This window comes from Arcicella rigui, from assembly GCF_034929435.1.
Lineage (GTDB): Bacteria > Bacteroidota > Bacteroidia > Cytophagales > Spirosomataceae > Arcicella > Arcicella rigui.
This window is the reverse complement of sequence record NZ_JAYFUM010000011.1, coordinates 154,947-169,590: the sequence shown is the minus strand read 5'-3', so window position 1 is coordinate 169,590 and position 14,644 is coordinate 154,947. Positions and strand designations below refer to the sequence as shown.

At 36.5% G+C, this 14,644-nt stretch carries 10 protein-coding genes; 5 read left to right on the top strand and 5 right to left on the bottom strand.

The genetic code is table 11. The features are described from left to right. Positions 1-225 precede the first annotated feature (225 nt). Positions 226-462, top strand: a complete 237-nt coding sequence (locus tag VB248_RS11320; RefSeq protein ID WP_323296891.1) for a hypothetical protein — start codon at positions 226-228, stop codon at positions 460-462. A gap of 94 nt (positions 463-556) precedes the next feature. Here the strand turns inward: VB248_RS11320 and miaA are convergent, their stop codons facing one another. The 3 genes from miaA to moaC all read right to left on the bottom strand — a co-directional run bounded on the left by miaA (position 557) and on the right by moaC (position 3,049). After that, entirely contained in the window at positions 557-1,498 is a 942-nt protein-coding gene (gene miaA / locus VB248_RS11315) for a tRNA (adenosine(37)-N6)-dimethylallyltransferase MiaA (RefSeq protein ID WP_323296890.1), read from the bottom strand. 185 nt (positions 1,499-1,683) lie between these two features. After that, positions 1,684-2,337 carry an NTP transferase domain-containing protein gene (locus tag VB248_RS11310; RefSeq protein ID WP_323296889.1) on the bottom strand — a complete coding sequence of 218 codons (654 nt, stop codon included), beginning with the start codon at positions 2,335-2,337 and terminating at the stop codon, positions 1,684-1,686. Positions 2,338-2,563: 226 nt separating this feature from the next. After that, on the bottom strand, positions 2,564-3,049 hold the full coding sequence (moaC, locus tag VB248_RS11305) for a cyclic pyranopterin monophosphate synthase MoaC (RefSeq protein ID WP_323296888.1): 486 nt from the start codon (positions 3,047-3,049) through the stop codon (positions 2,564-2,566). A gap of 152 nt (positions 3,050-3,201) precedes the next feature. On the opposite strand from moaC, the gene VB248_RS11300 reads away from it, so the two are divergent. Both VB248_RS11300 and VB248_RS11295 read left to right on the top strand, forming a co-directional pair. Continuing rightward, complete coding sequence (locus VB248_RS11300) at positions 3,202-4,398, top strand: molybdopterin molybdotransferase MoeA (RefSeq protein ID WP_323296887.1); 1,197 nt, start codon at positions 3,202-3,204, stop codon at positions 4,396-4,398. Between the two features lie 113 nt (positions 4,399-4,511). Continuing rightward, positions 4,512-5,369 carry a UbiA family prenyltransferase gene (locus VB248_RS11295; protein ID WP_323296886.1) on the top strand — a complete coding sequence of 286 codons (858 nt, stop codon included), beginning with the start codon at positions 4,512-4,514 and terminating at the stop codon, positions 5,367-5,369. Between the two features lie 71 nt (positions 5,370-5,440). On the opposite strand, the gene VB248_RS11290 is transcribed toward VB248_RS11295, so the two are convergent. Next, on the bottom strand, positions 5,441-7,933 hold the full coding sequence (locus VB248_RS11290; protein WP_323296885.1) for an Ig-like domain-containing protein: 2,493 nt from the start codon (positions 7,931-7,933) through the stop codon (positions 5,441-5,443). A 245-nt stretch (positions 7,934-8,178) separates the two neighbouring features. Then, positions 8,179-9,552, bottom strand: a complete 1,374-nt coding sequence (locus VB248_RS11285; protein WP_323296884.1) for a vanadium-dependent haloperoxidase — start codon at positions 9,550-9,552, stop codon at positions 8,179-8,181. Between the two features lie 1,032 nt (positions 9,553-10,584). Here VB248_RS11285 and VB248_RS11280 point away from each other — a divergent pair. Together VB248_RS11280 and VB248_RS11275 are read left to right on the top strand one after the other, a co-directional pair. Continuing rightward, on the top strand, positions 10,585-11,532 hold the full coding sequence (locus VB248_RS11280; RefSeq protein WP_323296883.1) for a PorP/SprF family type IX secretion system membrane protein: 948 nt from the start codon (positions 10,585-10,587) through the stop codon (positions 11,530-11,532). Positions 11,533-11,835: 303 nt separating this feature from the next. Then, on the top strand, positions 11,836-14,583 hold the full coding sequence (locus VB248_RS11275) for a 2-oxoglutarate dehydrogenase E1 component (protein WP_323296882.1): 2,748 nt from the start codon (positions 11,836-11,838) through the stop codon (positions 14,581-14,583). The last annotated feature ends 61 nt before the right edge of the window (positions 14,584-14,644 follow it).

The following is a 14,644-nucleotide window of genomic DNA, read 5'->3' as shown; positions in this document are numbered from 1 at the left end:
AAAAAATAAAAAAAAATTTCTCTCTGCAACGTTTAACTACTTTCCTGCATCTTATGAACAAAATGAGCCTCCGTTCATCCGTTTTCAAAACCACTTATACAGAATTTAAGAAAATTTAAGGTATTATGTATTGCATAGTACCTAACAAAACCCTTAACTTTACATTGTAATTAAAAAACCACTCTTGCGACTTATTATAAGGAAATTTAAAAAGCAACAACAACGATGAAATCTTTTACAATTGCTCTAACATTATTTACCGTTTTCGCAGTGACTAATTCTTCATTAGCCATTGGGTTTCCACATAATTTATTGTCAAAAAAGAAGGTTGAGAAGAAAGATGTAAAGACAAAAAATATTGCCTCAGTTCTTAAAAAGAAGGCAATATTGGCGAACGAGAGCCGTTTATTAGACATAGGAAGTAAAATTTTTCTTTTAGTTTTCAAACGACAAGAAGAATAAGCAATATATTACATTGGCAGATGCCATTTTAGAACGCATTATCTATTTAGTTTTGGTTTAAGGATGAAATTGTAGCGAAGCCTTTTAGGTTTCGCTACATTTGTTTTAGTTCGTTTGTAATGAATTCAGTGATTTCTGCTACATTTTTGGCATCAAACCAATGAAATTCATCCTGATTTTTAAACCAAGTCATTTGGCGTTTGGCGTATCTTCTTGAATTTCTTTTTAATAATCTTATCATTTCTTCACGGTCATAGTTGCCGTCTAAGTGTTCGTAGATTTCTCGGTAGCCTACGGTTTTCAAAGCATAATGCTCTCGGTAATCTATTACAGCTTTGGCTTCTTCCTCCAAACCTGCGGCTAACATCATATCCATTCGAGTATCAATTCTGGCATAAAGTTCTTCTCGTGGACGTTCCAAGGCAATTTTTAGCATTTTGAAAGGTCGCTGAACTTTTTGGTTTTTCCGAAAACTTGAAAAAGGTTTGCCCGTAGATAAACAAACTTCCAAAGCACGCAATACTCTTTGCGTATTTTGTTCATCTACTTGTTCAAAATAGACAGGGTCGAGTACTCTTAATTCTTCTTGCAATTGTCCTAAACCTTCTTTTTCAAAACGTTCAGCCAATTTTTGTCTCAATTCCAAATCAGCTTCGGGCATTTCGTCGATGCCGTCAGTAATCATTTTGATAAACATTCCTGAACCGCCCGTTAGAATTGCTACGTCTTTTCTACTAAAAATTTCTTCCAAAACCGTCAAACAATCCCGTTCAAAATCACCAACTGAATAATAATCGTGAATAGAATGTGAATTAATAAAATGATGCACTACACCATCCATTTCCGCTTCGGTCGGTTTGGCTGTACCAATCGCTAATTCACGATAAAACTGGCGAGAATCTGCCGACACTACTTCTGTATCAAGCAATTTGGCAAGTTTTACACACAAATCAGTTTTTCCAACAGCCGTCGGCCCGACGATGATGATTAGCGTTTTATTTGGGATTTCGGGTTTAGGATTTCGGATTTCGGACATAATATTTTTTAGCTATGAGCTTTGAGCCTTGAGTTTTAAGTTTTAAGGTATGTTTTGTAAATGAAGAATGAATATTTTAGGATTAAAAAATATACTATTTTACTGAAATCCGAAGTCCGATAACTGAAATCCGAAAGCTCAAAGCTTTACTAATTGCCGACATCTGAAATCCGAAATCCGAAAGCTCACAGCTGAAAGCTTCTAAACTCCTCCGCAGTATTAATATTCTTCAACATTTTAGCATCTGGAATTTGAAGTAACTCGATGTCTAAACTTTGTAGCAATCGCATCGTTGATTTTTTTTCTTGTTGAATAAATACTTGTAAAGGCTCGAAAAATTTAGCTTCAAAAATCGTTAGCAAAGGCTCTGGAAAATGTTCTTCTGGGTTTTCAAAAGCAGTTGCGTACTTTTCTGGATTTCTGTTATTGATTAAAAATGCAATTGTTTCCTCACTTACCAAAGGCATATCGCAAGCAATTACCAACCAAGCTACATCAGGAAATTGTTGAAATGCAGAAAAAATCCCCACAATCGGACTTTTTACTGAAAGCTCAAGGTCTTGGATATAAGGTAATTCCGTTTGCTGATTAGCATTGATTGATACAAATACTTCATCACAAAAAGGTTTTAGTAAATCATACAAGTACTGTTCCTGAGTTTTGCCATGATAATTCAGTAAACGCTTTTCTGTTCCCATTCGAGTACTTTTTCCGCCTGAGAGGATTAAAGCTTTTAGTTTTGAGCTATGAGCTATGAGCTTTGAGCTTTCGGATTTTGGATTTTGGATTTCGGTCATCGGATTTTGGATTTCAGGTTTCGGATGTCGGACTTCGGTCATCGGTTTTCTTTAGCTTAATTTTATTACACAGAGTTGAGCAGAGTTTTTACTGAGTTTCATAGAGCTTTTTATCTTAATGTTTCTCTGTGAAACTCTTTATATTCTCTGTGTTCCTCTGTGTTCCTCAAGTAATCAATTTATAGTTTTACTCAAATACTTCATTAAAAAACAAAAAAACGACGACCGAAATCTGAAACCCGATGACCGAAGTCCGAAATCCCAAATCTCAAGGCTCATAGCTCACAGCTTTATAATCGCTTTTCCCTCCAGTTTTAGCAATCAATTTTGTTTCTTTAATCGTAATATCGTGCGAGAAAGCTTTACACATATCATAAATCGTCAAAGCCGCAATACTTGCACCTGTCAAAGCCTCCATTTCTACCCCCGTTTTTGCCGTTAGCGAGCAAGTACAAGTAATAATTACTTCATTCCCGACAATTTCAGTTGAAAACTTACAAGAATCCAAACCCAAAGGATGACAAAGTGGAATCAATTCAGAAGTCTTTTTTGCTCCCATCGTTCCTGCAATAATAGCCGTTTGAATCACAGAACCTTTTTTAGTTTTAAGGTCGCCATCCTGAAAATTCGCCATAATTTCGTCCGTCAGTACCACAATACTTTGGGCAATTGCCGTGCGTTTGGTAATGGCTTTTTCAGAAACATCCACCATCGAAGGCTGGTTGTCGGAATCTAAATGCGTAAAAGTTTTCATATCGTATTGGTCAAAAAATCCGTTTGAACAAAATCTAAAGAATCAACAATTCCCAAAGGAATCCTGTTTAATTTTGCACAAAGGTAAATATCTAATCTTGATTCCCTACGTTTAACCGAAATTGACTTTCGGCTAAGTTTCCAAAAATACTTATGATTTCAGTAGAAGAAGCTCTAAAAATTGTACAAGCCAATCCGCACAGCACTGCGGTTGTAGAATTGCCTTTGATGGCATCTGTTGGAAAGATTTTAGCAGAAAATATCCTTGCCGACCGAGATTTTCCGCCATTCAATAGAGTAGCGATGGACGGCTTGGCTTTTTGTTTTGAAAAGATAGACTTTCAAAAAATTACCATTGAAAATATTCAATTTGCAGGCGAAGCTCAAAAGACTTTGCAAGATGCCAGCAAAGGCATTGAAGTAATGACGGGGGCAATTTTACCTTTGGGTTGCGATACCGTGGTACGTTATGAAGACATCAATATTCAGCAAGACGGTGAAGTAAAATTTGCTTCCATCAGCATTGCCAAAGAAGAAATTGTAAAAGGACAAAACGTTCATGTGCAAGGCTCTGACCGACACGCAGGAGAAGTTTTATTGCAAAAAGGTATCAAGATTAGTCCTGCCGAAATAGCCGTAATGGCTTCTGTGGGAAAAAGTAAAGTACAAGTACAGAGTACGCCTAAAATTGCCATTATTTCAACAGGCGATGAGTTGGTTGAGATTGATAAAACACCTCTGGCGTATCAAATTCGTACTTCAAATGCTTATATGTTATCGGCGGCTTTGCAGCAAATTGGCGTAGAAGCCAGTACTTTTCATTTGATTGATGAAGAAAAAGTACTCTACCAAAAGTTGAAAGAAATTATTGCTACTTATGATATTTTGCTGTTGAGCGGTGGCGTTTCAGCAGGAAAAAAAGATTTTGTGCCTGCTATTTTAGCTGATTTAGGTTTAGAAAAACTCTTTCATAAAGTAGCCCAAAAACCCGGAAAACCCATGTGGTTTGGAAAAACACCTACTGGAAAAATCATCTTTGCATTACCCGGAAATCCAGTTTCTACTTTTTTATGTTTCTGCAAATATGTGTTGCCAACTTTAAAATCAGAGAGCAAACATGAAGAAGTAATATTAGACAAAGACATTATTTTCAAGCCAGATTTAACTTACTTCGTACCTGTAAAAACCTATTTTGAAGCAGGGAAAATGATGGCAAAACCCTTTTTAGGAAGCGGTTCAGCCGACTTTGCTAATCTGACAGATTGTGATGGTTTTGTTGAATTACCTGCCCAAAAACAAATTTTTAAAGCAGGAGAAGTATTTAGCTTTGTAAGATTTCGTGGGCTTTAGGTTGAGTGCTGAATTTTGAGTGTGGAGTTTTGAGTATAAAAAAATGATTACTGAAATTTGCAGCTTAAAATAATTTTGTAAAATGAAATTTTACTTCAGAAAATTCACGACCATTGAAAATTTTAAATTTTTTAATCAATACCAATCTGTATATTTCACTGGCGGCGGTAGCTCTTACGGTGGAAACGCAATTGCAATTAGGGATGTCGCCACAGTGGCATCCTTATTTGTTTATCATCTTTTTTGCTACCTTATTCGATTATAATTTGCATCGCCTTGTTACGGTTTTAACCAACAAACAAGCCTTGAACGGCGACAAACATAAATGGTTGAAAGAGTACTTATCCCTTTTTTATGTATTGGTGGCTTTTTCGGTGATTGGCTTTTTGATAGCTGTTTGTTTGGCGAAAAAAGAAGTACTTATTACCCTTTCACCCTTTGCTTTTATTACCATTTTTTACTCTTTGCCCATTTTTAAAAATCAGCAATATTTATTTAGGTTGAGAGAAATCCCTTTTCTAAAAATCTTTCTTATCGCCATCGTTTGGTCTGCAACGACTATTTTATTACCAATCGTACAGTCGGGAAAAAGCTATGAATTGCTTCATGTGGCTTTGATGCTGATAGAACGCTTTTTATTCGTTTTTGCTATTACGATTCCTTTTGATATTCGAGATATGAATGGAGATGCACAGTCGGGTTTGAAAACCATTCCTTTGGTAGTAGGAGTGAGGCAATCAATGCTATTGTCGAATACTTTGATAATTTTCTTTTTCGGTTTGAGTGCGTGGCATTATCATACGTCACATTTATTTGTTTTGCCAGCTTTTATACTTTCTGCCATTAGTACTTTGTATTTTCTTAATGATAAAACACTTCAAAAGAAATCTTTTTACCATTATGGAATTTTAGATGGAACAATGCTTTTTCAAGGAATATTGGTGTGGATTTGTTATCTGCTTTTAGGTTAAAGGGTAAGACTCATTCATAAAAAAGCTGTCAGAAATACTTCTGACAGCTTTTTTATGAATGTATTAAGCAATTAATTAGAAATCGTAATAAGTGATTTTTTAGTAACCGTTTTAGTTTTTTGTACTGTATATGGAATACATCTTGCTTCACCACAGTCACAAGTTACTTGCTGGATGGTTACGGTATAATCTGCAAAACAGTCGTTTGCATTGAAAACACGAACCGTATATTGTTGGAAAACAGTCGTTGGATTACTAATATCTGACCTCAACAAACCATCCGACGGAATATTTGTAGCTGTTGTGTATGTTTTAGTTCCAGTATAAGTAGCTCCTGTACTAACGTCGAATCTAAGATTTACGCCAAATCCACTTAGTTTGATAGAACCATCATTTTTAGGCGTGTTTACATTACAAGTTGAATTAGTAGCAGTAGCCGTAATTCCTTGTGGACTGTCAAAAATGAGTAAATTCAAAGTAGAAGTAGCCGAGCAAATTCCGTTACTTACAGTCAGTGTATAAATCCCTGCTTGGTTTGTCTGGATATTATTGAAAGTAAGATTTTGTGTATTAGCTGTAAAGCCATTTGGACCCGTCCAAGCATAAGTTGATGAAGATGGAGCTGAAACGACCACATTTGTACCAGCACAAACAGGAGAAGTAGAAGTACTAATGCTTGGCGTAGCGATAGTACTAAAATTGGCAACAGCCGTAGCCCTTGTTCCTAAAGCGGATTCACAACCAGAAGTTAAATCTTTACAACCTACAAAATACGTTTTAGTAGCATTTACAAAAACATTGAATGGACTTCCTGTATGTAATAATGTAGTAGAAGATTGAGAGTCGTACCAAACTGGCGTAGTACCAGTGCTACAAGTAGCGGTTAAATCAATACTTGCGGCTGTATTACAAACTACACCTCCACTAACGTTTGCTTGTGTTGGTGCTGCAGGAGGCGTACTAACGTTTACTTTTACTTCTGTTCTATTTTCGGTAGGTACTATACAAGCATTATTGTCGAGTTTACAGCCTACAAAGAATGAAGTATTGCTATTAACATTCGTAATAAAACTATTGCCTGTACCAACTGTAGTAGTTGAACTGGCTGAACTATACCACTGAGGTACGCCCACAGTACAAGCGGCAGTAAGCGTAGCAATACCAGCACCACATAAAGTAGCACCTGCCGAACTTGTAACTTTCGCACTTAAAGCAGCCGTTGTAAAAGTAACATCATTATAACAAGCATCCGAACCAGCCCAAACACGAATGGTGTAAGTAGTACCGGGTTTTAAACCAGTAAAAGTAAAAGAGGTTTCACCAGTATTTAAAGTAAGGTTTGCACCAGCTCCAAAAATTGGCGTAGTACCAAAAGTAGCTCCTTCTTTGATAGCTCCTTCGATAGCCTTAGTAGCATTAAATACTAAGCCCGAAAGCGTAGCAGTAGCATTATTATTTACAATGCCATTCGTACAAGTAGCCGTTGTAGTAGCAACATTTGCTGCCGTAACAGCAGGAGCAGCACAGTCATTACATTTGAAGTTACCACAAAGGAAAGTGATAGATTTACCTTGAACACCCGCATGGTACTGAACGTAGGTTGAAAACTGCTTTGTAGTTACGTCAAACTTAGTGATACAGTCGCCTTTATAAGTAGTGATGTATAAATTACCATCTGGCCCAAAAGCTAAGTCGAATGAATCTACGGCACCGCCTGTGGCTGGCCCTGAGTTATTGGTACTAAAATTAAAAGTTTCTTTAACTGCTCCAGTAGTACTGTTGTATCTTACCAATCTATCTGGAATATTACTGTCGTTACTTGCTAACAAAGCCCAAAGGTCACCATCGCTACTGAAATTTATACCTCTGACATTGAATCCAGCAGGAGCAGTTGCCAAAAGGGTTGACGCACCAGTAAGAGAAGAACTTACGTATTCAATCGTACTGGTTTGTCCTGAAAGATTCCAGTTTTTACCAGCATACACATTGCCAGTAGTTGGATGAATAGCTATTCCCCAAAGTCCACCAGTTTTATTATTGAATGAAGATGACTGATAATAATCTACTACCGAGTTTGAAATAGTACTTACTTTTGAAATCCCATTATAACTTGTTACATACAAAAACTGATTGTCTGAGGAAATAGTCATATCCAATAAATCTTCGCCGGGTAATTTGATTGGCGTTAAAAAAGTACCCGTTACATAATCGTATCGCAAGATTTCAGACTGTCCACAACAAGTTGCCATGTAAGTAATATTTCTATCATGGTCAGTTACCAAACCTTCTGCACCCCCTTTTTGAACAGTACAAGTTTGTGTCCCTGTATTGGGGTTACTTGAGCCTCCAAACGCATAAACTTCTGAACGAGTTAAAGCAGCATCACCAGATACAGGTACAATCCCTACCATGATACTGGTTTTATCTGTACATCCCGGAATAGCATTTTGGGCAAATCCTTCAAAAGAAAAAATCACTGAATATAACAAGACCGACAGACTTGCTAAGGTTTTTATTGAAAAGAGTGTTTGTTCACTTTTCAAATAAAGTAATGGTATTTTCACGGTATTTAATATTTGTTTGAAATTTTTAGATTTTCACCGAAAACATCAGATTGTATTGTCACAATCCTATTTATATGCTTTTTCAGATGAAATATGAGTTTTTTTATCATTAATTTTTACCAAGTAATCGTGTAATATTAGTTTTAAAATTTTGCATTAGGCAAAATGTGTATGTTTTCGATAAAAGTATTTTTGCTTACAGCCTATTGCATAGAGCATTACAATTATCTTAGCAGTTGAATAATCTATTTTTTAGCTTTTGCCCACGCTAAAGTATTAATATTATTACCAATTTTTTTCCCTTCTACCAAACCTACTTCATTGTCTTGTCGAGTATGAATTCCACCATATAAACGTGACATGGCTGATTCTTCGGCGGCTTGCCAAAAAGATTTAAAATGTCTTGCTTTATATTCTGTATTTCGTTCTAAATCTTTGGGTCTGCCTACGTGCGAATCGTCTGTAAACTCAAATTTTGCTCCATACAGTTCTGTCAAAACCGTTGCCGTTGCCGAACCTTGTACTGCATGACCTGAATAAAACGCTGGAAATGGTGGTTCTGGCCAATACAAATTCCAAGCAATATCAATATTATAGTAAATAAATGAAAACGGGCGTTGGGCATTGTAAAAATACTTTGCCTTCCAGCAATTAATAAAAGCATCAGCCACAGCCATTCCCACTTTTGCATACGTTTCTGCGGCTTTAAATAAATCAGGTTTCGCTATTTTTATGGCTATATTGGCTAAATTATAAGAATGCCCGGGCGGTGAAAATGTTTGCGAAGGGTCGTCGCCCCACCAGTTAGCAATTTCTTTTTCTTCTTGTGTCAAGGTAAGTCTTTTTGTATATACCTCGTACATCAAAGCATAATATTCCGAATTTGGGCGATAGTCATAAGTAATCATTTTCGGAATAGGCAATGTTTCATTCAATGGTGCGAAAGTACGATTTTTCCCCCAGTGTGGATGCAAAGGCATCGCAAAAGCCGACTGCCCTTTGGCTGGTGCTTTCCACAAACCTTTGGTTGTGGGCATTTTATAAGTAGGGTCAAAATTTCTTTTATAACCTTCAAAACCTCCATCTGTTTTCGACCACTCAAAAATCGCTTGAGCTATCGACAAGCCTAAATCTTTTGACGCTTCGGCTACTTTTTTATCAGTAGTTTTTAGTTCTTGTTGATAAATAACGTTTTCTAAAGAATCTATTTTACCAACATTTTCTAAAGAAGTATGATTGTAGAGTTGTTTTAAAAGATAAGCTTGCCCAGCATTCAAAGACAAAGCCCAATTATATACTTTTCCTTTTTGGGCTTGGGGTAATGTATTCAATCCCTTCAATTGTCCTGCCAACGATTGTTTTTCAGTACTTCCTCCCACTACACATTCGTACATCGTAAGCCCCAAATAACCCAAAGAACGAGAGCCATAAGTTGGCGAACCTTCAGAAGTATGTCTTAAAATATAAAGTGACATTTTTCCCCATTCCAAAGCTACTTTTGAAGAAAACCTATTGCCTGTTTTGGGCAATGGTGTTGCCAACAAACTTGATTGTAAGCTTACCAAGAAGAAAAGAATAAGTATTCCAGTCGTATATATTTTGGAAAGATTCTGCTTCATGTTATTGAGTTGAAAACGATGTCTTCTTGATTTTTGAAAAGACATTCTCGTGATTGCTTTATTTTTCATCGCCATGAAAAATACTGGCAAAAACGATTCAACGGTTGATTTATCGAGTATTCAGATATTAAATTTTTGAGCATTTGTAAATTAAGAGATTTTTTCTAAAAAAAAATCAAAGAAGTGCTAATCACCGATTTTATTTATCAATCACTTTCTTTACTTAAATGACTATGGTTGAATCTTCTTCAAAATTAATGATATTCAAAGCTATTTCAGCATAATCATTAGCTTTTGACAGGAAAGCCGAAAATAAGAAGATTTACAGCTACAAATTCGTCTTGATTAGCCCTAAAGTACCAAAACCATGCCAAAATATATAGTAATACATTTTCCACAGATGGCTTATAAAAACAAAAAACACGACTCAGAAAGCCGTGTTGAGGATGAAATTGTACCTTATTATAGTTTATATAACTTTTGAAATTTGTCTAAATGGTCTTTTCCTCATGGGCATTTATATTTTACTTATTACCCATTTACTTTTCCTCAGAAACATTTATATCTTACTTATTGACTATTTATTTTTCCTCAGAGGCATTTATGTTTTACTTATTGCCCATTTATTTTTCCTCAGAGGCATTTATGTTTTACTTATTAACTATTTATTTTTCCTCAGAGGCATTTATGTTTTACTTATTAACTATTTATTTTTCCTCAGAGGCATTTATGTTTTACTTATTAACTATTTACTTTTCCTCAAGAGCATTAGCATTTTACACATCTGCCATTTCTTTTGAAGTTTTGAAACGCTTACCTTTCCAAAAAGCTCCCAAAAATTACAATTTAACTCATAGCATGACTGACAACAGGTTGTTTATACTCGAAATAAGCTGATAAGTCATGCCATGAGTTTTAGTACTACCACCTAAACCAAGAGGAGGGAAGAATCTTTGATTTTCCCTTAGAATCTCCCAAAAAAGTATAGGGCAATAAGGCTTTTGTGTAACTTCGTACAAAAAACAACACTCTATGAGAAAGCCTATCTTTTATCTACCTTTTTGTTTTGCTTTTATTTTTTCGCTTTTTATGTCGGCTGAAGCTTTGGCACAGCAAGACCAGCTTTATATTACTTATCCTTTTATGCCTTTGAATGTAAACCCTGCCTATGCAGGTAGTAGAGAAGTAGGAAGTGTGGCTTTGGTGTACAGGAAGCGTCCTTTATTTAATACTTTATTGGGCGGTGCTTCTACTACGCAACAGTATTTTAGTTTTGATATGCCCATTGCTCAAGACAAAATGGCTTTGGGTTTTCAGGCTTATAATGCCGACCAAATACTTGGCAATACTTTGGGAGGCGTTATTGGAAACTTGGGGCTTTACGGAGATTTTGCCTACCGTTTTACTTTGCCTAATGATGGTAAATTGGCCTTGGGTGTGCAAGCAGGAGTAACACAAGTACCTAATTCTTTAAACAGTTCGGGCGGAGGATTTGCCACTACTGGTTTCGACCCCAGTGTAGGTTTCGGCGTTTATTATAATAATGATGATTATTATGTGGGGCTTTCGATGCTGAATTTGAATGCTGATGCCGAGCGTTATACAAAACCTTCGTTTATCACGGCAGGTTATGTATTGGATTTGTCGGACGATGTCAAGCTAAAAACGGGCGTTTTGGTCAGAAAACTCAGTAATACTTATACTTCCAGCACAAATATTGATTTTAATGCAACAGCTTGGTTCGCCGAGCGTTTTGGTATTGGACTTTGGTATCAGAACACTGGTTCGGAGTTGGCAAACAAAGCTATCTTAGGTACTTTACAGTTACAGTTAAACAAATTTCAGTTTGGTTATGCCTATGATTTCAACGGAAATCCCACAGGAACGAGTTCGGGCAATAGCGAAGGTTTTCATCAAATCATGCTCAAATATGAGTTTGATGCAGGAAATGGTAAATCAGGTGTATTTAGATTTTTCTGAAAAACAAAAGGAAAAGAGAAAGCCTAAGTACAGAAAAAGCCAAAATCTGGCAAAAACCTTAAAAATGCGAACGAATTGCGTAAAATAATTAACTTTTGTAGTTATAATTGTACTTTGTAAAGAAAAGAGAGCTTTTGAAGTCATTCAAAGTGATGCTATATAAATTTGGCATTCTTTCAATAAAAAACAAATAATATTTATGTTTTAATTTGAAAGCATAGCTTAACTTTGCCATTAGAATATAATTAGTACAACAAAAAAACAAATTAACGATAGTCCCAATACTGGTTACGTCACATTATAATGGATCAATTTTCATACATTGCCAATGCTGATACGGCAGCAATTTCTGACCTTTATGAGTCATATCTAAAAGACCCTAATTCGGTAGATACAAGTTGGCAAAACTTTTTTAAAGGTTTTGATTTTCACGCAAGTTGGAATGACTCGGAAGGAGCAACCAACGGGGTAATTAACGGAGCAGCTACTGCATCAGACCCTTCAACCGTCCAAAAAGAAATGGCCGTAATTAGTTTAATTAAGGCTTTTCGTTCACGTGGACACCTTTTAGCAAAAACTAATCCCATCCGTCCAAGAAAAAATCGTCAGGCACGTTTAGATTTGAAAGATTATGCTCTTTCAGAAGCTGATTTGGATACTAAATTCCAAGCTGGTAATTTCTTGGGAATTGGTGTGGTTACGTTGCGTACAATTCTTGAATCTTTAAATAAGATTTATTCAGGTTCTGTTGGTTTTGAATATGCTTATATTCGTGAGCCAGAAGTGAAAGAATGGTTGCGTGCTAAAATTGAAAGAGAAGCATTAGCTTTTAATCCATCTATCGACGAGAAAAAGCAAATTCTAACGAAGTTGAACGAAGCCGTAGTTTTTGAAAACTTCTTAGGTACAAAATACTTAGGTCAGAAACGTTTCGGTTTGGAAGGTGGCGAAAGTACTATTCCTGCTTTAGATGCTATCATCAACCGTTCGGCTGAATTAGGCGTTCAAGAAGCCATGATTGGGATGGCTCACCGTGGTCGTTTGAATGTGTTGGCAAACATCATGCACAAATCCTACGACGCTATTTTTGATGGTTTTGAAGGAAATCTTCCAGACCAAATTCATGGTGACGGCGACGTGAAGTATCACTTAGGATATTCTTCAAAACATATTACTCCTTCGGGCGTAGAAATATCTTTGAAATTAGCTCCGAACCCTTCACACTTAGAGGCTGTAAATCCTTTAGTAGAAGGTTTCTGTCGTGCAAGAGCAGACGCTCATTACGAAGGAGATTATGATAAAATTTTGCCAATTTTGATTCATGGTGATGCCGCCGTTGCTGGTCAGGGTATTGTTTATGAAGTAACACAAATGGCAAAACTAAAAGGTTATGAAGTAGGAGGAACAATCCACTTTGTAATTAATAACCAAGTAGGTTTTACCACAGACTTTGAAGATGCACGTTCGTCTATTTACTGTACAGACGTTGCTAAAATCATTGATGCTCCAGTATTCCACGTAAACGGCGACGACCCAGAAGCAGTAGTTTTCGTATCGAAAATGGCAGCAGAGTTCCGTCAGCAATTCAACCGTGACGTATTTATTGATATGGTTTGTTACCGTAGAAATGGTCACAACGAATCTGACGAACCACGTTTCACACAGCCAACACTTTACGCTAATATCACCAACCACTTGAATCCAAGAGAGCTTTACACTCAGAAATTGATTGCTCGTGGTGATATTGATGCAAAATTGGCTTCTGAAATGGATTCAGAATTCAAGAGTGAATTACAAGCACGTTTGGATTTAGTAAAACAAAAGATTCGTCCAGAGTATCATCCATTAAAATTGGATAATCGTTGGGCAGAATTAATTTACGCTGAAACTTCGGATTTTGATAATTCTCCAGAAACAGGTATTGCTAAAGAAACCATTGATAAAATTGGTGCAGCACTTTCAAAATTGCCAGCAGGGTTTAGTGCCTTGAAGCAAATTGAAAAAGTATTAGCAGACCGTAAGAGCTTCTTTGAAAATGGTGTATTGAACTGGGCAACGGCAGAAGCTTTGGCTTATGGTTCAATCCTATTAGACGGAAAACCTGTAAGGGTTTCTGGACAAGATGTTCAAAGAGGTACATTCTCACACCGTCATGCAGTATTGCACGATGCCGTAACGAATGAATCTTATACTTCATTAAACTATATTGTAGAAGGACAAGAGCAATTACAAATCTTTAACTCTTTACTTTCAGAGTACGCAGTATTAGGATTTGAGTTTGGTTATGCTTTGGCAAACCCAGACGCTTTAGTTATTTGGGAAGCTCAGTTCGGTGACTTCTCAAATGGAGCTCAAACAATGATTGACCAGTTCGTTGCTTCTTGTGAATCTAAATGGGGAACAATGAACGGGTTGGTAATGCAATTACCACACGGTTATGAAGGTCAAGGACCAGAGCACTCAAACGCTCGTCCAGAGAGATACTTACAATTAGCGGCAGAGGAAAACATTATTGTAACTAACCTTACAACACCTGCTAACCTTTTCCATGCTTTGCGTCGTCAATTAGCTTGGTCATTCCGTAAGCCATTGGTGATGATGTCTCCAAAATCTTTATTCCGTCATCCAAAAGTAGTTTCGCCAATCAGTGAGTTTATTGATGGCAAATTCCAAGAGGTGTATGGTGATACTTTTGTAGAGGCTAAAAAAGTGAAGAAAGTATTACTTTGTACAGGTAAAGTGTATTTTGATTTGTTGGATAAACAAGCAAAAGATAACCGTACAGATGTAGCTATTATTCGTGTTGAGCAATTGCATCCATTCCCAGCGGCGAAGGTTCAAGCAGAAATCGACAAATATCCAAAAGCGAAAGTTTTCTGGGTACAAGAAGAACCAGAAAACATGGGTTACTGGTCGTTTGTGATTCGTGAGTTTGGTTGGAAACCATTTGAAGGTTTGGTAGCACGTAAAAAATCAGCTTCACCAGCGACAGGTTTCTTGAAAATTCATAATGAAGAACAAGCAGCATTAGTAGAAAGAGCATTTAGTTAATAGAGTATAGTAAAACATTTAGGTATAAGGTTAAAAACCCAAAATCTGAAATCGAAAATCC

What these genes read in the sequence shown, in the direction of transcription:
- VB248_RS11300 (WP_323296887.1), top strand. Translation starts at nt 3,202, where the DNA reads ATGATTTCAGTAGAAGAAGCTCTAAAAATTGTACAAGCCAATCCGCAC.
- VB248_RS11285 (WP_323296884.1), bottom strand. Translation starts at nt 9,552, where the DNA reads ATGAAGCAGAATCTTTCCAAAATATATACGACTGGAATACTTATTCTT.
- moaC (WP_323296888.1), bottom strand. Translation starts at nt 3,049, where the DNA reads ATGAAAACTTTTACGCATTTAGATTCCGACAACCAGCCTTCGATGGTG.
- VB248_RS11320 (WP_323296891.1), top strand. Translation starts at nt 226, where the DNA reads ATGAAATCTTTTACAATTGCTCTAACATTATTTACCGTTTTCGCAGTG.
- VB248_RS11280 (WP_323296883.1), top strand. Translation starts at nt 10,585, where the DNA reads ATGAGAAAGCCTATCTTTTATCTACCTTTTTGTTTTGCTTTTATTTTT.
- miaA (WP_323296890.1), bottom strand. Translation starts at nt 1,498, where the DNA reads ATGTCCGAAATCCGAAATCCTAAACCCGAAATCCCAAATAAAACGCTA.
- VB248_RS11310 (WP_323296889.1), bottom strand. Translation starts at nt 2,337, where the DNA reads ATGACCGAAGTCCGACATCCGAAACCTGAAATCCAAAATCCGATGACC.
- VB248_RS11275 (WP_323296882.1), top strand. Translation starts at nt 11,836, where the DNA reads ATGGATCAATTTTCATACATTGCCAATGCTGATACGGCAGCAATTTCT.